Annotated in this window: 22 protein-coding genes; 19 read left to right on the top strand and 3 right to left on the bottom strand. The window is 47.5% G+C overall.

Going from position 1 to position 17499, the window contains the following annotated elements; translation table 11 throughout:
- Window positions 1-13 precede the first annotated feature (13 nt).
- From ftsY to ACI3E1_RS00405, 17 genes are all read left to right on the top strand, one after another.
- Window positions 14-1408 carry a signal recognition particle-docking protein FtsY gene (gene ftsY / locus ACI3E1_RS00485; protein ID WP_405023721.1) on the top strand — a complete coding sequence of 465 codons (1395 nt, stop codon included), beginning with the start codon at window positions 14-16 and terminating at the stop codon, window positions 1406-1408.
- Window positions 1409-1750 carry a putative DNA-binding protein gene (locus ACI3E1_RS00480; protein WP_405023720.1) on the top strand — a complete coding sequence of 114 codons (342 nt, stop codon included), beginning with the start codon at window positions 1409-1411 and terminating at the stop codon, window positions 1748-1750.
- A 9-nt stretch (window positions 1751-1759) separates the two neighbouring features.
- The gene (gene ffh, locus ACI3E1_RS00475) at window positions 1760-3226 is read left to right on the top strand and encodes a signal recognition particle protein (RefSeq protein WP_405024042.1); all 1467 of its coding nucleotides are present in this window, start codon (window positions 1760-1762) and stop codon (window positions 3224-3226) included.
- An 89-nt stretch (window positions 3227-3315) separates the two neighbouring features.
- Window positions 3316-3591 (top strand): 30S ribosomal protein S16, encoded by a 276-nt coding sequence (gene rpsP, locus ACI3E1_RS00470; RefSeq protein ID WP_405023719.1) that lies wholly within the window; start codon window positions 3316-3318, stop codon window positions 3589-3591.
- A 9-nt stretch (window positions 3592-3600) separates the two neighbouring features.
- The gene (locus tag ACI3E1_RS00465) at window positions 3601-3849 is read left to right on the top strand and encodes a KH domain-containing protein (protein ID WP_405023718.1); all 249 of its coding nucleotides are present in this window, start codon (window positions 3601-3603) and stop codon (window positions 3847-3849) included.
- A gap of 55 nt (window positions 3850-3904) precedes the next feature.
- Window positions 3905-4417, top strand: a complete 513-nt coding sequence (gene rimM, locus ACI3E1_RS00460) for a ribosome maturation factor RimM (protein WP_405023717.1) — start codon at window positions 3905-3907, stop codon at window positions 4415-4417.
- Window positions 4417-5163: a tRNA (guanosine(37)-N1)-methyltransferase TrmD gene (trmD, locus tag ACI3E1_RS00455; RefSeq protein ID WP_405023716.1), complete on the top strand. Its 747-nt coding sequence runs from the start codon at window positions 4417-4419 to the stop codon at window positions 5161-5163. The genes rimM and trmD overlap by 1 nt, the downstream gene beginning before the upstream one ends.
- Before the next feature lie 95 nt (window positions 5164-5258).
- Window positions 5259-5609 carry a 50S ribosomal protein L19 gene (rplS, locus tag ACI3E1_RS00450; protein ID WP_405023715.1) on the top strand — a complete coding sequence of 117 codons (351 nt, stop codon included), beginning with the start codon at window positions 5259-5261 and terminating at the stop codon, window positions 5607-5609.
- A 204-nt stretch (window positions 5610-5813) separates the two neighbouring features.
- Entirely contained in the window at window positions 5814-6833 is a 1020-nt protein-coding gene (locus ACI3E1_RS00445; RefSeq protein ID WP_405023714.1) for an ATP-binding cassette domain-containing protein, read from the top strand.
- Complete coding sequence (locus ACI3E1_RS00440) at window positions 6817-7608, top strand: ABC transporter permease (RefSeq protein WP_405023713.1); 792 nt, start codon at window positions 6817-6819, stop codon at window positions 7606-7608. The genes ACI3E1_RS00445 and ACI3E1_RS00440 overlap by 17 nt, the downstream gene beginning before the upstream one ends.
- Window positions 7609-7610: 2 nt before the next feature.
- Window positions 7611-8387 (top strand): ABC transporter permease, encoded by a 777-nt coding sequence (locus tag ACI3E1_RS00435; RefSeq protein ID WP_405023712.1) that lies wholly within the window; start codon window positions 7611-7613, stop codon window positions 8385-8387.
- Between the two features lie 88 nt (window positions 8388-8475).
- The gene (locus tag ACI3E1_RS00430) at window positions 8476-9228 is read left to right on the top strand and encodes a threonine/serine exporter family protein (RefSeq protein ID WP_405023711.1); all 753 of its coding nucleotides are present in this window, start codon (window positions 8476-8478) and stop codon (window positions 9226-9228) included.
- A gap of 12 nt (window positions 9229-9240) precedes the next feature.
- On the top strand, window positions 9241-9693 hold the full coding sequence (locus ACI3E1_RS00425; protein ID WP_405023710.1) for a threonine/serine exporter family protein: 453 nt from the start codon (window positions 9241-9243) through the stop codon (window positions 9691-9693).
- 200 nt (window positions 9694-9893) lie between these two features.
- Complete coding sequence (locus ACI3E1_RS00420) at window positions 9894-10340, top strand: LytTR family DNA-binding domain-containing protein (protein ID WP_405023709.1); 447 nt, start codon at window positions 9894-9896, stop codon at window positions 10338-10340.
- Window positions 10337-10747 carry a DUF3021 family protein gene (locus ACI3E1_RS00415; protein WP_405023708.1) on the top strand — a complete coding sequence of 137 codons (411 nt, stop codon included), beginning with the start codon at window positions 10337-10339 and terminating at the stop codon, window positions 10745-10747. Before ACI3E1_RS00420 ends, ACI3E1_RS00415 begins: the two co-directional genes overlap by 4 nt.
- A gap of 219 nt (window positions 10748-10966) precedes the next feature.
- Window positions 10967-11218, top strand: a complete 252-nt coding sequence (locus ACI3E1_RS00410; protein WP_405023707.1) for a hypothetical protein — start codon at window positions 10967-10969, stop codon at window positions 11216-11218.
- Between the two features lie 41 nt (window positions 11219-11259).
- On the top strand, window positions 11260-11757 hold the full coding sequence (locus ACI3E1_RS00405; protein ID WP_405023706.1) for a hypothetical protein: 498 nt from the start codon (window positions 11260-11262) through the stop codon (window positions 11755-11757).
- A 40-nt stretch (window positions 11758-11797) separates the two neighbouring features.
- Here ACI3E1_RS00405 and ACI3E1_RS00400 read toward each other — a convergent pair whose 3' ends face one another.
- Window positions 11798-12307, bottom strand: coding sequence for a TetR/AcrR family transcriptional regulator (locus ACI3E1_RS00400; RefSeq protein WP_405023705.1), 510 nt, complete (start codon window positions 12305-12307; stop codon window positions 11798-11800).
- Between the two features lie 210 nt (window positions 12308-12517).
- On the opposite strand from ACI3E1_RS00400, the gene ACI3E1_RS00395 reads away from it, so the two are divergent.
- Window positions 12518-13744 carry an MFS transporter gene (locus ACI3E1_RS00395; protein WP_405023704.1) on the top strand — a complete coding sequence of 409 codons (1227 nt, stop codon included), beginning with the start codon at window positions 12518-12520 and terminating at the stop codon, window positions 13742-13744.
- A gap of 67 nt (window positions 13745-13811) precedes the next feature.
- Here the strand turns inward: ACI3E1_RS00395 and ACI3E1_RS00390 are convergent, their stop codons facing one another.
- Together ACI3E1_RS00390 and ACI3E1_RS00385 are read right to left on the bottom strand one after the other, a co-directional pair.
- Window positions 13812-14465, bottom strand: coding sequence for a hypothetical protein (locus ACI3E1_RS00390; RefSeq protein WP_405023703.1), 654 nt, complete (start codon window positions 14463-14465; stop codon window positions 13812-13814).
- Window positions 14466-14567: 102 nt separating this feature from the next.
- Entirely contained in the window at window positions 14568-15086 is a 519-nt protein-coding gene (locus ACI3E1_RS00385; protein WP_405023702.1) for a phosphatidylglycerophosphatase A, read from the bottom strand.
- 179 nt (window positions 15087-15265) lie between these two features.
- On the opposite strand from ACI3E1_RS00385, the gene ACI3E1_RS00380 reads away from it, so the two are divergent.
- The gene (locus tag ACI3E1_RS00380) at window positions 15266-17464 is read left to right on the top strand and encodes an alpha-galactosidase (RefSeq protein WP_405023701.1); all 2199 of its coding nucleotides are present in this window, start codon (window positions 15266-15268) and stop codon (window positions 17462-17464) included.
- Window positions 17465-17499 lie beyond the last annotated feature (35 nt).

The following is a 17499-nucleotide window of genomic DNA, read 5'->3' as shown; positions in this document are numbered from 1 at the left end:
GGAGAGGATTTTCATGGGATTATTTGACCGCCTGAAACGGGCATTTCGGGGAACGTCGAAGGAAACTAGCAATCAAGAACAGGAGCGCGAAAAGCAACGTGTTTCCTTCACGGAAACGGATCAGGGAACGCCCGTAGAAACCCAGTCTTCACCGGAAGGGCCAGCGGCGAATGAAACACCAGAAAAAGTGGCACGGGTATCCCAAAAGCAGGCCGCGCCTCTTTTAGAACCAGGTAAAAATGAGAAAACCACTACTGCTTCCCAAAACCAGGGACAGGGAGAAGAAGACCAATCCTTTTCTGCTGCTGGGCTGGTTTCCAAGAAGTCCTGTCAGCGGTCTTCGGACGAATCACCTACGTCAGAAAAAAAGGAAGTTGCGGATAACGTGGAAGAGTTGCCCGGAAAGCCGACGGTAACCGAACAAGGTTCTTCATCTACGCCCGCAACGGAAACCGTTGAAGAAGGACACTATGACCGGGGATTAGCCAAGACCCGGCACGGGTTCGGAGCGAAGTTAAAACAACTCCTTGCTAATTTTCACCGGGTGGACGAAGATTTCTTTGATGACCTTGAAGAAACCTTAATCGAGGCCGACGTGGGTTATGAAATGGCCCTGAAAATCAGTGATGCTCTGCGGGATGAAGTAAAGTTTCGGAACGCAAAAAGTAAGGAAGATGTTTCTAACGCCGTTATTGAACGCATGGTCGAGATCTACGACGCAGAGGGAAAGGATGAGGACAACACCCTTCACTTTGCGGCAGTAGGGCCGACAATCTACCTTTTTGTGGGGGTAAACGGTGTTGGTAAGACGACGACCATCGGAAAATTAGCCCATCGCTTTAAGAAGCAGGGGAAAAAGGTATTACTTGCGGCTGGGGATACTTTCCGGGCCGGGGCCATTGAGCAGTTGGTTGCGTGGGGTGACCGGGTAGGGGTGCCCGTTGTGCAAAAGCCTGCGGGTAGCGACCCGGCGGCAGTGGTGTTTGACGCCGTAAAAAGGGCTAAAGAAGAGAACTACGATATTTTGCTAATTGATACGGCTGGCCGTCTGCAAAATAAGGTTAACCTGATGAAGGAACTAGAAAAGATTGGGCGCATTATCAAACGTGAGGTGCCGGATGCGCCCCACGAAACTTTGCTGGCCTTAGATGCAACGACCGGACAAAACGCCCTTGCTCAGGCTAAACAGTTCCGGGAGGTTACGCCTTTAACGGGAATTATCCTTACGAAACTGGATGGGACAGCCCGCGGAGGGATTGTGTTGGCAATCCGGAATGAACTACATCTGCCCGTTAAGTTAGTGGGCTTGGGTGAGCAAATGGATGATCTGCGGGACTTTACCCCTGAGGAATTTGTTTACGGGTTGTTTAAGGGACTTGTTACCGCCAAAATTGTTGAGGATGATTAGATGGCAATCGAGAAAACAAACCGGATTAATGCCCTGCTTGATTTTTACGAACCGTTATTAACTGCCAAGCAGGCGGAATACATCGATCTATACTACCGTGACGATTACTCATTAGGAGAAATTGCCGCAAATTATTCCGTTTCGCGCCAGGCGGTGTATGATAACATTCGGCGCACAGAGCAACTTCTTGAAAACTACGAGGAACGGTTGCATCTGTACCAGCATTTTACTAATCAAAGTAGCCAAACTGATCGGCTCCGGCAGTACGTTACGGCGCATTATCCGGATGATAACCAGCTTAACCAGTTGATTGCCCAATTAGAACGAATAGAAGAAGCGTAGGTGAACCACATGGCATTTGAAGGATTAACGGAACGAATTCAAAACGCATTTAAAAAACTCCGGAAGGGGAAGATTACCGAAAACGACGTCAAGGAAGTTATGCGAGAAGTCCGGATGGCCTTATTAGAAGCCGACGTCAACTTTAAGGTTGTCAAGGACTTTATTAAGAGCGTGCGGGAGCGCGCGGTTGGCACTGAAGTCCTCGATAGTTTGCGTCCTGACCAACAAATCATCAAGATTGTAAATGAGGAACTGGTGAAGGTGATGGGTCAAGAGGCCGTTCCGCTGAACAAAGCCCCAAAGATCCCAACAGTTATCATGATGGTCGGGCTTCAGGGGGCCGGAAAAACAACCACGGCCGGGAAATTAGCCCTGAAGTTAAAAAACGAACAGCATGCGCGGCCGTTGATGATTGCGGCTGATGTTTACCGACCAGCGGCCATTGACCAGTTGCAGGTCATTGGTAAACAAATTGACGTGCCGGTCTTTTCACTAGGGACTAACGTTGATCCGGTTGAGATCGTTCGGCAAGGGATGGCTGTTGCTAGGGAAAATAAAAACGATTACGTCTTTATCGATACGGCTGGTCGGTTGCAAATTGATGAAAAACTGATGCACGAACTTCAGCAGATTGCTGGGTTAGTGCATCCGAATGAAGTATTACTGACGGTCGATGCGATGACCGGGCAAAATGCGGTGGAGGTTGCCCAGGGCTTTAACGACCAGCTTGATCTTACCGGGGTCGTCCTTACCAAACTTGATGGTGATACTCGGGGCGGTGCGGCCCTATCAATCCGGGCGGTAACCGGCAAACCAATTAAGTTTGTTGGGCAGGGAGAAAAGATGACTGACCTGGACGTCTTCTACCCGGACCGGATGGCTTCCCGAATTCTTGGCATGGGTGACATGCTGACATTAATCGAAAAAGCTCAGCGGGAGTATGATGAGAACCAGGCAGCACAGCTCGAAGAAAAAATGCGGGCTAACACTTTTGACTTTAATGATTTTCTTGATCAGGTTGGACAGGTACAAAAAATGGGGTCGATGGATGATCTCATTAAGATGATTCCGGGTATGGCGAATAATCCAGCTCTTAAGAACATGCAGTTTAACCCGAAGGATATTGAGCATGAAAAGGCGATTGTTTATTCAATGACCCCGGCTGAGCGGCAGAATCCAGATCTGTTAAATCCAAGTCGGCGCCGGCGGCTAGCCCGGGGAGCAGGCCGGCCAATTCAGGAAGTCAACCGGATGATTAAACAGTTCAAGCAGATGCGCGAGATGATGAACAAGGTCTCAAACGGAAATTTTGCGGGAATGGAAAACCTCTTCGGTAGCGGTATGACTGGAAAATTAGCCAAGATGTCAATGAACCGAATGGTCCGTAAAACGAAGAAGAATAAACTTAAGAAAATTAAGAAGGCAAACCGAAAGACGAACCGGAAAAACAAGAAAAAAAAGAAAAAACGGAAATAAATAAGAGCTGTCAAGAATTTATCCTTTACAGGCATCCAAATTCTTGGTATATTATTACCCGTTGAGTAATTAGGTAGGAGGTGGACAGAATGTCAGTTAAGATTCGTTTAAAGCGGATGGGGTCCAAGAAGCGGCCGTTCTACCGGATTGTCGTTGCTGATTCCCGGTCACCACGTGATGGGCGGTTCATTGAATCAGTCGGGACATACAACCCGTTAACCGACCCAGAAACGGTTACCCTGAAGGAAGACCAGATTATGAGCTGGTTAAATAACGGTGCTCAGCCGTCTGCAACGGTTAAGAACATCCTTTCCCGGCAGGGGATCATGAAGAAGTTCCATGAAGCTAAGTTTTCAAAGAAGTAAGGTAGAGCAATGACGGTCGAAGACGTGAAGACGTTGGTGGTAACGCTTGTTAAGTCACTGGTTACCCAACCGGATGATGTAAGTGTTACCCTTGATGATCAACCCGATTTTCTTAACCTGAACTTAGCGGTTGCACCCGCTGACATTGGGCGGGTGATTGGAAAACACGGGCGGGTTGCACAGGCAATTCGAACGATTATTTATAGTATTCGCTTATCCGGTTCAAAGCGGATCCGGTTGAATATTGTTGATGATTAATAAAAGGTTCCTGACCATCTGGTGGGAACCTTTTATCGTACGGAGGAAACCATAAATGGAAGCTTATTACCAGGTTGGACAAATTGTAAATACTCACGGAACCGGGGGAGAGGTCCGGGTATTAGCAACGACTGATTTTCCAGAAGAACGGTTTGTCCCGGGAGCAACCCTCACCGTTTTTGTTCCGGGACAGGTACCCCGCAAATTAACGGTTACGGGCCACCGCAAACACAAACAGTTCGACTTACTGACGTTTGCGGAAATTACTGATATGAACCTCGCGGAACAGCTGAAGGGGGGGAACCTTAAGGTAACCGCTGAACAACAGGATGACCTTGCAGAGGGTAACTATTATTACCGCGATATCGTGGGACTTCAGGTTGAAACGCAGGATGGCCGTATCTTGGGAAAGATTACTGAAATTATGACTCCCGGTGCGAACGATGTGTGGGTTGTTGCTCGGGAAGGACAAAACGATCTTCTTTTACCCGCTATTAAGGACGTTATTAAACAAGTCGACCTTGAGCATCACCGGGTAATTATTGATTTACTGGAGGGGCTTGAATAATGCGGATCGATATTTTAAGTTTGTTTCCAGAAATGTTTACCGGCCCCTTAACAGAATCAATTGTCGGTAAAGCGGTTGAGAAGGGAATTCTTGATATTGAAGTCACTAATTTTCGGGATTACACGACTGACCGGCAAAACCACGTTGACGATTATTCCTATGGTGGCGGCGCGGGTATGCTATTACAAGCCCAACCAATTTTTGATGCACTTGATGCGGTCCAGCAAAAAGCGCCAACTCCCGGGAAAGTAATTCTATTAGATCCGGCAGGACGGCGCTTTGACCAACACGTGGCCGAAGAACTGGCTCATGAACAACATTTAACCTTTATTTGCGGACACTATGAAGGATATGACGAACGGATTCGGACTCGCGTGACGGACGAAATTTCACTGGGAGATTACGTTTTAACCGGGGGAGAACTGGGGGCGATGGTAATAATTGACGCCACGGTTCGCCTCCTTCCCGATGTCTTGGGAAATGATTCATCCGCCATGGACGATTCCTTTTCGACGGGGTTGCTGGAATATCCTCAATACACCCGGCCAGCCAATTTTCGCGGGTTAAAGGTCCCGGACGTTTTGCTTAGTGGCGACCATCAACGAATTGCCCGGTGGCGAACAAAAGAAGCACTACGGCGTACCCTTGAACGGCGGCCTGATTTACTGGAAAATTATGCACTTTCCCGGGAGGAACGGCATCTTTTACGGGAAATCAAGGAAGAAACGAATTGTCAGGACAAATAAGACGTGGTATACTAGTTGGCGGCTATGGCCACACATTAACGGCATTCCGCTGTCAGTGAATGGGACAAGAATGACGGTGAAAGGAAGATTTTATTATGAATCCATTAATCAAGAAGATTACGGAATCACAATTACGTGATGACATCCCGGATTTTTGTGCAGGAGACACGGTGCGGGTTTACGCCCGGATCGTTGAAGGTTCGCGTGAACGGATCCAGGTCTTTGAAGGGGTTGTTATCAAGCGGCACGGTGAAGGTATCAGTGAAACGTACACCGTCCGGAAGATGAGTAGCGGGGTCGGTGTTGAACGGACGTTCCCGGTTCACTCACCCCGGGTTGACAAGATTGAGGTTGTTCGGCGTGGTCGTGTTCGGCGGGCTAAGCTGTACTACCTGCGTGAACTTCACGGAAAGGCTGCCCGGATTCCAGAACGGCGCCGGAAGTAAGAATAGCGATCAAATTAAAGAGAGGCTCTTGGCTAGCGGTGGCCAAGGGTTTTTTTAGTGTTAAAATTCGTAAGTTATAAACTATGACGAGAATTTATAATGATTTGTTCGTATTAATACCAACTATTTTGTTGAATACGATGCTATTATTAAGTATCATGAAAGCAATCATACTATTACGGTATTAGCAATCTGGAGGCACCGATGACAACTGCGATTGAACTTTCCCATGTTACTAAGACGTATCGGCGCAAACGCCGTTCCCGTCGTCTTTGGCAAAACCTTATCCGCCCTCAATATGAGCACCATGAAGCACTTCACGACATGAGTTTTACGGTGCCAACTGGTCAAATTATGGGTTATATTGGGCCAAATGGGGCGGGAAAATCAACCACAATTAAACTAATGACGGGGATTTTACAACCTGATAAGGGTAGTTGTCGTGTGCTGGGGGTTAATCCCCTGATTAACCGGGAACAATTTGTTCGCCAAATTGGGGTTGTCTTTGGGAATCGCTCTAACCTTCTGTGGGATTTACCTGTAATCGATTCCTTTACCATGATGAAAACCATCTACGAAATTCCTGCCGCCCAGTTTCAGCGGCGGTTAACCCGTCTCACCAAGACAATCGGAATTAGTGATTTGTTATCTATTCCGGTTCGCCAAATGAGCCTGGGGCAGCGGATGCGCTGTGAGCTGGTGGTTGCCTTACTCCATAACCCGCAAATTCTCTTTTTAGACGAACCCACCCTCGGCCTTGATGCGGTTTCAAAGATTGCCATGCATCAATTTATCCGCCGGTTGAACGTGGAAACGGGACTGACGGTGGTGTTAACAACGCATGATATGGGCGACATTCGTGAGTTGGCTGACCGAATTATCGTTGTGGGGAAGGGAATCAAACTGTACGATGGCCAACCTGAAACGATTATTCGCCGGTTTGCAGACGTTCATAAGGTTACCCTAAAAACGAAAAAAAATGCTTCTATTTTAGCCACCATTCATCAGGAATGGCAGCAATGTAAGGTAATTCAAGAGTTTCCCGGACTGGTAACCCTTGAAGTGGCGGATCAACAAACCCTTGAAACCCTTATTCCCGTAGTTGCCAGTCATCCTGACGTTACCGCTTACCAAGTTGCTGCACTTTCAACCGAAGAAGTAATTGCCCGTTTTTATCAGCAAGCCATGGTGAAAGGAGGAGTTGCTCATGCGCCGCTATCTTAGCGTTGCCGTCGCTGAATTTAAGCGGGGATGGCAGTACCGCCATTCGGCAACAATGAGTATGCCATTGTATTTTTTGCGCGGTCTTTTGTCAATTGCGATTATCTGTGCGTTTAGTGCAGCGCAGCATTCTAATTTAACGGCTACTAGCAATTACTTATGGCTTATTAATCTTTTTTACCCGGTTGTTTCGGCGTGGGTGGTGGATTACGACCTGAATACGATGATCAAGAGTGGAAACGTGGCGTATGAATATATTAAACCCCTTGATATCTACTTTTCTTGGTTTACCCGGTTACTTAGTCGTCGGGTTAGCCAACTATACCTGGCGAGTTTTCCTGTTATCATGATTGCCGTTTTGCTCCCAGGGCACTGGGGATTTCACGTGCACGCTACGTTGATTCAGTGGGTTGTTTTTCTGTTTCTCATCGTCCTAGCCTTATGCTTAAATGTGGTCCTTTCACTTCTAGTGTATATTTCTGTTTTTTATACATATTCGATTACCGGCTCGTTGCTAGTATTTGGATCCATCATGGAATTTATGGGGGGAACGGTGATTCCGTTTAGCTTTTTCCCCACCGGGATGCAGGCAGTGTTTCGGCTGTTTCCATTCTGGTACGGAGCGGCGTTTCCGTTTCAGTACCTTACCGGTGGGCTTAGCTGGCACCAACTTTACGGGGGCGTTGGCGCCCAGCTTGTGTGGTTGGTCGTTCTAATTGCCGGTGGGCGGTGGTGGTTGGATCACCGCCTTCACCGCATTGTTATTCAGGGGGGATAGGAATGCAAAAATACCTTTGTTTACTTGGACGGACAATTCGTGCACAAATGGAGTATAACCGGTCCGTTATTCTACTGCTGATTGGTGAATTCATCGCCCAGTTTACGTTTATCCTGAGTTTTTTAATCCTATTTCATTCGTTAGGAAACGTCCGGGGATACCGTGTTTGGCAAGCGGTTCTCATTTACGCCACGGTTAATATTTGTTACACCATTGCTGAGATGGGGGGAAAGGGGATTAACGACCTGGGTAAAATCGTACGTTCCGGGAAACTCGACGTTTACTTTTTACGGCCAATGCCAATTTTGTTGCAGGTAATGGGGAACGCCTTTGAGTTTTCGCGGGTTGGGCGTTTAGTACAAGCTGTTTTAATTTTTGGGATTGCGCTGGGAGCCGCACATCCCCGGTGGAACGGGCTTACGCCTTTTATTTTAGTGGGGATCATCGTTGGGGGAATTGCGCTTTTTTTATCAATTTACCTGTTTTTTGGAACGCTAACAATTTTTACAACTAATCCCATTAGCATTGCGGCCCTCTTGATGGGGAGCGGGTCTGATGTCTTACACTACCCCACAAATTCATTGCCAGGTGGGGTGCGGTTTCTGCTAACATTTATCCTGCCGTTTGGGTGTATTAATTACCAACCATTTCGCTATCTGTTTGGTTTTACGACTAACTGGCTGGTGGGACTCAGTCCATTAGTTGGGCTTGGCTGTTTGGGAGGGGTTCTTCTTTTTTGGCATTTTGCACTGACCAGATACTCGTCAACCGGTTCTTAGTTGTTTTTTACAGGAAATAATTGCCTTCATTTGGCAGAAGGTGGCGGATGATTATCGAAGAAAGTTCAAATGTAAAGGATGGAAAATAATGACAACAACCGCAAAACTCTTACAGGATACGTGTCTGCTTGCCGGGAAAATTATGATTTCTAGTGGCTCGGAAACGTATCGCGTTGAGGATACCGTGCAGCATATCGCGCGGAGTGCTGGGGTGGATGATGAGATTGTTTTTACCCTGCCGACCGGGATTTTTGTGAGCAACCAGCATAACCGGGCCATGCAGCAACGGGCAATTTTTAACCGGGTGACTAATCTCCGAAAAGTGCACGAGGTAAACCGGCTATCCCGCCAGTTTGCCGCCCACCAGCTTACCCTTGAAGAGCTCCATTCGCGCCTAGAAGAAGTTGATCATGACATTCGCCGGTATTCGCTGTTTTTTCAACTCCTTGCAGTGGCGGTAATTAGCGCCATGATGATTCCCATCTGTATTCCGGGATACCATGCAAATACGATGCTGTGTGCGGCAGTTGCGGGGTGTACCGGTTACGTTGTTAATTCAACGGTTGAACGGTTATTACGGATTAGTTTTTTTAGCCAACTTTTGGCAACGTTCGTGATTGGGTTAATTGCCCAAGAAGCACTTGCCTTACATCTGGTTCCAAGTGCCGGTAACGTTGTGATTGGGGCGGTAATGGCCCTAGTTCCGGGGGTTGCGATTACTAACGCGTTCCGGGACCTATTGGCAGGACACCTGCTGACAAGCGTTGCCCATGGACTTGAAGCCTTATTTTGTGCGGCGGCATTGGGAACCGGAATTGCCTTGGCTTTCCGGTTTTTCTAAGGGGTGGTTGCGATGAATAGTAGTTTTTGGCTTCAGTTAGTTGCCAGTTTTCTTAGTTGCTGGGGGTTTGGGGTGTGTTTAAACGTTCCTAAAAACGCGTTTATTGCAACGGGCTTTACTGGAATGGCCGGCTGGTTAGGGTACCTGGTATATTATTGTCATGCTAATCACAGTGCGGTGGGGGCGAGTCTTGTTGCAACCGTCATTATCGGAATCGTTGCGTTGATTTTCGCCCACCGGCTTCAGATGCCCGTTACCATCTTTACCATTCCGGCGCTGATGCCCCTAGTGCCGGGGGAGGTTGCCTTAGAAGCATTGCGAGCGCTCATCGCAGGGCGCGTGTTACAAGCACAAGTATTATTCGTGCACATGCTAATGATTGCGGGGGCCATTGCGGTGGGCTTTATGATTGCGGAGATTTTTGCCCAGTACTATACCAAGATAGCGCATTGGTGTAGAAAATAAGTGATTAGTTTTAAAAATAGAACAATGGAATGACGTCTTCTAAGGGGAAGGCGTTTTTTTAATAGCAACCAGCTACCGGGAAAGCGGTGCCGTTTATCGCTTAATATCCACCAAACTTTGGAAACCATGCGATACTACCGGTGACAGGGAGGTGAAGTAGGGTACTATTAAGTAAACCATTACAGAAAGGAATTAGGAAAATGAAGGTTGTTTTTCAACAAGTACCAGCACTGCGGGAGCCTCGGGTAGCGGTGCAGGCCGCAACTTTGGATGAACAAGTTGCCCAAACAATGCGGGCCGTTTCTCGGGTTGTGGCCGCCACACCACTGACGCTAACGGTTGACGCTGTTCCCATCACGATTCAGCTAGCGGACATTACCTTTGTAGACGTTGCGGGTGACTACGTAACCGTTCATACAACTACCAAAACGTATACGGTCCGGCAGCGATTAAAGGTGCTCGCTGCACAACTAGTCCAGCCGCAATTTATTCGGGTTTCACGGAGTGCCATCGTGAACCTTGATGCGGTGGATCACTTTAAAAACGTTTTGACGGGGAACTACGTGGCTATCTTGAAACAAGGAGATTGGGTTCCCGTATCACGGCGCTATTGGCAGCAGGTTAAGGAAAGGGTGTTAGGAAAATGAAACGGAAGGGATTAATGTTTTTCCGGATTATGGTTCTGGGAGCCATGATTGCGGTATGTTGTCAGGTTTTAGGAGCGCTTGTTTTTCAAACAACGGTTGTGATTAGCCGGGCAGAACTCGGAAGTCTTTTTGTTTTTGGGGCCCTTGGCGGGTTACTTTCATACTTTGTTGTTGTGCAGGAATACCTCCCGCAAGTCTTAGCCGTTTTTTTGCATTTCGTGGTATTTTGGGGCGGAATTTTATTAATCAACTTGGCTTGGTTGCACGCCTTTCCGGGAACGTTAGTGGCCTGCGCTGGGTACACGGTCAGCTTTGTGGCGATGTATGTTATTGCGTGGAGCATTGCGTTGCTGGTTAACCACCACGTTGTTGCTTTGGTAAACAAGAAATTGCAGGAGCGGCGGTAATAACACTATTAGTGACAATAAAATTAATGGGTTACTTTGGTGAGGAGTAATCCATTTTTGTATTCTGTATCATTTAAGAAGAAATGATACTGAAAGAAGCACCTGATGAGAGAATTTGACTATCTCAAATTGAACAATTTGGTAATTACCCCAGAAATGAACGCCTAACTAAATCACCTTTGCGAGTTGCGGGGATATGTAGCGAATTACCATCCCCACATGAAGGCGACGTTTAATCGGTTGCGAGCAATTATGGCGGATAAAATCCAACCTGCTAACCAAAGCGAGGCGGAAATTGCCAGGTACCGGGATGTTCTTTCGTTAATTTACGAGAATGCTGAATTCATTGAAATTAATCCAGCTAATATTTTAACGCTTCATAAACGGTTATTAGGATATACGGGAGCCGAATGGCGGGCTCGCGCAACTAAGTACGTCCTTAATGCCGATAGTGATAACCATTCTAATTGATGATAGAATAAAATAGTTAATTAGATAGAGAGGATGATTTGATGCAACAACGCACTACGGCTAACGATTCGTGGCTTTTATGGGTTGTAATGGAAATTTTGGCAATTGGGATGACGGCTGTTTCGGCGGTTGTCATGGATGTATCTTCCCTGATCGCCATCATCGGGGTTGTTTTCTTTGGACTAGCGGTGGTATTTTTCCCGTTTATGGGAATTATCCTGTGCCTAAAGCGCCCCCTCGTGATGATTGACGAGACAGCCTGTGAAATCGTTATCAACACCTTTATTCCGTTCCGCAAAAACGGCCAGATTCGGCTCCGTTTTGATGAATTAAACCGGTTATCGCTCACTAACATGATGGGAATTTCCTTTCTGTCCGTGGAAACTAAGCAACCCAAAGAGTTGATTTTAAACACGGCTCCGCGGAAGGATAACCAGTACGGTTTATATTATCTGCGACCTCGGGACTATAAGGCCCTCCAAGCGGCCGTAAAGCGGGTGCAGGCACAAATAAACGCCCCCAACGATGTAGCTGAATAACTAAGAAAAGAGGTTGAAACCGTCGTCTCAATCTCTTTTTTTACGCCATCAAAACGGTAACTTCTGCTTGAAGGGCGGCAATATTTAAACCCTTCGTTGGGTTTTCTGACGTACACCATGCAACCAGCATGCCCGCTAATCCCGTAAGAAGAAAGGCTTGCCGAGAAGCGGATTGGGAACACAGCCAAGGAAGGGTGGGTGCGCATGCCGGCATGTTTGCCAGAAACATTCCTTGTAAGTGGTGTTGGACTAACACCGTTAACTGGTCCCGGTAATCGTTCCAGTAAAGGAAAAAGGCGCTGCTAAATGCTGCCCAATCCGTGGGCGCTGACGCTTGCATGGCTGCTTCAAAGTCCTTCTGCCAGTCAGCAATCGCTTGGTTGAGAACGTCATCCTTTGACTTAAACTTCCGGTAAAACGTCTTGCGGGAAAGCTCTGCGGTCGTATAAATTTGCTCGACGGTAATTGTTGCGTAATCCTGGTGCTTCATTAACTGAAACAGGGCGTCAATGAGCCACTGACGGGTGGTTCGGGTAATCCGGCTTGCCATAATAAATCTCCAGCTTTCTTTTTAGTGTATTGAATGGGATATTTTGATACATCTGTATCATTATGTAACAAGATGTTAATGATCACAAGTATTTTCGGAAAAGAAACCATTAAAGTACTAATTAAGACTGAGCTGCTTGACAGTCGCCGGTAAAATCACTACTATATTGGGGTTATACTAATTAATTGTAAGTAAGGAGTGAGTAATTCAATGAAACACCATCAGTTGCCAGAATGGCAACATAATCTCCACGTTTTGTGGTTGAATAATTTTATAATCGGTATGGGTTTCCAGTTAATTATGCCCTTTATGGCCCTTTACATTCGTCAGTTAGGAAATTTCACCCGTTTCCAACTAAACATGTGGAGCGGCTTAGTCTTTGCGGCCACGTTTCTTGTATCGTCATGGATGGCGCCAATCTGGGGAAAAATTGCTGATCAGCGGGGCCGGAAGGCGGTTATGCTGATTTCCGCTGCGGGTATGGGCACGACGATGACGTTAATGGGAACTGTGGGCAACGTTGAGGAATTAGTGTTGCTCCGGTTACTTCAGGGTTTTTTTGCTGGTTACGTGGCAAATACCTCTGCGCTTCTTGCTTCGATGGTTCCGCGAGAACAAAGTGGGAAAACGATGAGTACCCTTGCGACGGGGACGACTGCCGGAATGCTAGTGGGGCCCCTCTTTGGTGGGGCTCTGGCAGATTTGTTTGGGTACCGGGCCACGTTCTTTATTACGGGGATGGCATACGCCCTCGTCTTTATCCGAACGATTTTCAGTGTTCATGAAAGCAACTTTCAGCCGGTTTCCCGCGAAAAAATGGTGAACACCCGTCAACTTTTCGGCCAGTTAAAGTACCCGCACCTGGTCATTGGAATGTTTGTTACCACGTTAATCATTCAGGCGGGAAATAACTCCATTTCACCGGTTATTAGCCTGTACGTGCAGCAACTTCTTCACGGGCATGGAAGCGTTAACTTGGCAAGTGGTATTGTGGCGGCACTCCCGGGAATCGCTACGATTTTTACGGCTCCTATATTGGGTGAGGTAGGGGATCGAATTGGAACGCATAAGGTTCTCTTCGGGGGATTAATCTTTGCTTTTTGCGTCTTCTTGCCCCAGGCTTTTGTGCATAACGTGTGGGAATTTGGAATTTTACGGTTTCTCGTTGGGATTTCCGACGCAGCGCTCCTTCCGCAGGTCCAAACCCTGCTCACAAAGTACTCGCCGGCGCATTTCTCCGGCCGAATTTTTAGTTTCAACCAGGCCGCCCAGTTTATGGGAAACATCTTCGGACCAATGATTGGAGCAACGATTTCGGGGACCTTTGGTTATGCGGGTGTCTTCGTTTCCACGGCGTTGTTAATCCTGGTTAACCTGGGATGGGTGCGGCGGAGTACGCGGCCGCTTTGGCACACGGAAACACCTGCTGCGAAGTAGGAAATAAAAAAGATGGGATGTGGCTGTAACCACATCCCATCTTTTTTATTTAAGAGAACTGGGACAATTACCGGCGGGTAACCTTCATGTTTGTAACGTTTCCGTGAATGTTGCCCGTAGCGTTTAACTTGTCAATGGACATTTTAATCGTCATGTTTGACTTGCCCTTGAGTTCCTTTTGAAGGCTTCCCTTCATGTCAGAGAACGTGAAATCAACGGTCTTCCCCTTGTACTTCACACCATCACCTTCAAGGTCCTTTAAGTCCGGGTTCGTTTCCTCTAGCTTGTTAAGACTAAAGTGGAGAATAAGTTTGTCATTTCCCTTAAATTCGTAAGTTCCAAGAGCGTCCTTTCCCTTGACGTAGCTGGCAACCGACTCCTTTGAAGGAACTTCTGCCTTCTTTAGGTTGTAGAATTTCCCGTTCTTAGCAAGAACAAACCCTGTTTTTCCGTTCATGAAGGAAGCGCTGTTAGTTTCCTTTTGACCAAGCATGTGCATTGTCATTTTTGAATCTGTTTGCTTGAAGGTAACGTAACTGTTTGGCATGTAGTCCTTCATCGTGTGGGTGAAGTGGTAGTAGTAGCCACCACCACACAAAGCCAACACAATCACAATCACAGCACCGATGATTGTCGGAACGAGCCACTTCTTCGGCTTCTTATTAGCCGTGCCTTCAAACGTTGCCGTTTGTTCCGTCTGCTTTTGTTCTTCCTTATCCATTCGAATGATTCCTCCCAGTAAATAAAAATTATCTTAAATAAGACTTAAGATACTTTACCATAAATTTCTTCAAATTGAAAGGAATCCCTCATTAATAGACCCTTAATCAAGGTCATCCTGGGCCATGTTATGGGCAAGGTAGCCCTCCGCGCACGCCTGGATGGCTGAAATACAGTCATCGAGCATTGTGGCAATCCGGCCGCCGTTTTTTTGATTCTGATCGAGACGCCGGGCAGTGCTTGATTTATGCACATCCAGGTAGCCAAAGTTCGATACGGCAATTGATCCGTACAGCTGGGCAATTCCGTTGATTGCCAGCATTTCATCCACGCCAAAGTAGTTGTTATCTTCTGCGATGATGGTTTGTAGTGGTTCGGGTAGCTTGTGTTCGTTTGCTAAGTTATCCAGGGAAAGGGCCACCAGCAGGGCGTTAAGGACTTCCCGCTTCTTTAAAACCTTGCCTACGGCCAACTGTGCTTCGTCGATGGTAATATCTGGGTTAAATTGAACCTGGTGATCGTAAGCGTGCTGGGCAATCATGGCGAGCGAAATGTCGCGTTTCGCAAATTCTTGGTCAACGTATTCCCAAATTTCCCGGTCAGGGTAGATTTTAGTTGTCATTTTAATTACCTCACTTTCATCGTAGTCTTCTATTTTACTTAGTTCTTGGGAGGAAAGCAATTGTTTCATAGAAGGATTCCGTTTAGTAAACATTATGCAATGTTGCCTTGATTTTTTAGTAACGTTTAGTATAATAAAAGCGTAAAGAAAGCGGTTACTTGTTAACAGGAGGGGTCATCATGAGCAAAATGATCACGTTTGATGAAGAACAGCGGGTTTTTCACCTGCATAACGATCAGGTTTCGTACCTATTCCAGATTGAAAAGGGGGATTTATTAAGCCACCTGTACTACGGCCAGCGGATCCATGCCTACCACGGGCAGCGCCAGTACCCGTACGCTGATCGGGGCTTTTCGGGTAATTTGCCGGGTTCCCTTGACAGGACATACTCCCCGGATTCGCTGCTTCAGGAATACACTCCCAATGGTATCGGTGACTACCGGATTCCGGCGGTGATTGTCCGGCAGGAAAACGGTTCGCGGGCAACACGCTTCAAGTACTCCGATTACCGGATTGAGACGGGAAAGCCAGCGCTTAAAGGGTTGCCGAGTACGTACGTTGAGGACGGTGATGAGGGCGAAACCCTCGTGGTCACCCTTGTAGATGAAGTGGCGCACCTGGAACTAGAACTCCGATACTCCATCTTTATGGGGCGCGCGGTAATTGCCCGGTCAACCCGCATTATTAACCACGCTGATACGCCGGTTTACCTGGAAAAAGCGGCATCATTACAGTTAGACTTCGCTCCACGGGACTTTGAGATTATTAGTTTACCAGGGGCTCACGCTCGTGAACGCCAGATGGAGCGGACACCACTGAGCCGTGGCGTGCACTCATATGAAAGTCGGCGGGGAACCACCAGCCACCAGATGAGTAACTTTATCGCTTTGGTGGACCCGACCACAACGGAGAATACGGGGGAAGCATACGGAATTTCCTTAATTTATTCGGGGAATCACGCTATGCAGGTTGAACGTGATCAGATTCAACAGACGCGGGTAGTTGCGGGAATTAACGATTATAACTTCACGTGGAAACTGAACCCGGAGGATGACTTCCAGACTCCCGAAGCACTTGTGGCGTACTCACCAAATGGACTTAACGGAATGAGTAACACCCTCCAGCACATTGCGCGCGAGCGGATTGCCCGCGGAAAGTGGCGGGATCTTGAGCGCCCAATTCTGGTTAATAACTGGGAAGCAACGTTTATGGACTTTAACGAAGAACGCTTAACCCCAATTGTTGATGATGCCAAGAAACTCGGGATCGAAATGTTTGTGTTAGACGATGGTTGGTTCGGCCACCGGGACGACGATAACAGTTCTTTGGGCGACTGGTTTGTGGACCAAAAGAAGTTTCCGCACGGGATTAAGCATTTCGTGGATTACGTTCACGCACAGGGGTTGAAGTTCGGGCTGTGGTTCGAACCAGAAATGATTTCATTTGATTCCAAGCTGTATGAAGATCATCCGGACTACCTGATGCAGGTCCCTGGGCGCCAGCCGTCACCGTCCCGTAACCAGTATATCCTGGACATTACCCGATCAGAAGTTCGGGATAATATTGTTGCTCAGGTGGAAAAAATTCTCCGCGAAAACAACGTTGATTACGTGAAGTGGGACATGAATCGTCATTTGGCCGATGTTTACTCCCTTGGATTAGCGCCTGATCAGGAGGGGGAGGTTTACCACCGGTTTGTTTTGGGATTGTACGACATGTTAGAGCGGATTACGACGGATTTACCGGACATCCTGTTTGAAGGATGCTCTGGTGGTGGTGGCCGGATCGACTACGGAATGCTGGCATACATGCCGCAGTCCTGGACGAGTGACTGTACCGACGCTTATGAACGAGAGAAGATTCAGTACGCAACGTCCTTGTTCTACCCGAATAGTGGCTTCACGGCGCACGTTTCGGTTATTCCCAACCAGCAAACGGGGCGGAGCGTTTCCTTTGCAACGCGGGGGGCCGTGGCCATGAGTGCAACGTTTGGTTACGAGCTTGACCTTACGAAGTTAACGGCAGAAGAGCAGAAACAGGTTAAACAACAGGTTGCCGAATACAAGGAAATTCGCCCGCTTGTTCAGTTTGGTGACTTTTACCGTTTGCGGAATCCATATACGACAAACGGGTGTGGCTGGATGTTTGTCTCTCCAGATAAGCGGGAAGTGGTCGTTGATACATTCCACACGCAATCCAGCGGTCAGCCGTGCGCGCACGTTACTAAGCTGGTCGGACTCGACCCACAGAGACAGTACGAGGACCTAGCAACCCATACGGTATACGGTGGTGATGAGTTAATGCGGATGGGGTTGTATGATCCGCTTGTGCACGAGGATTATACCGCTAAGACCTATCACTTTAAGGCGCGGAATTAAGGATAACAGTCTATCAAGAAATATTAATTTAAACA

Source organism: Ligilactobacillus sp. LYQ139, from assembly GCF_045033025.1.
Classification (GTDB): domain Bacteria; phylum Bacillota; class Bacilli; order Lactobacillales; family Lactobacillaceae; genus Ligilactobacillus.
The sequence above is the reverse complement of the archived record's forward strand: the minus strand, read 5'-3'. Positions and strand labels throughout refer to the sequence as shown.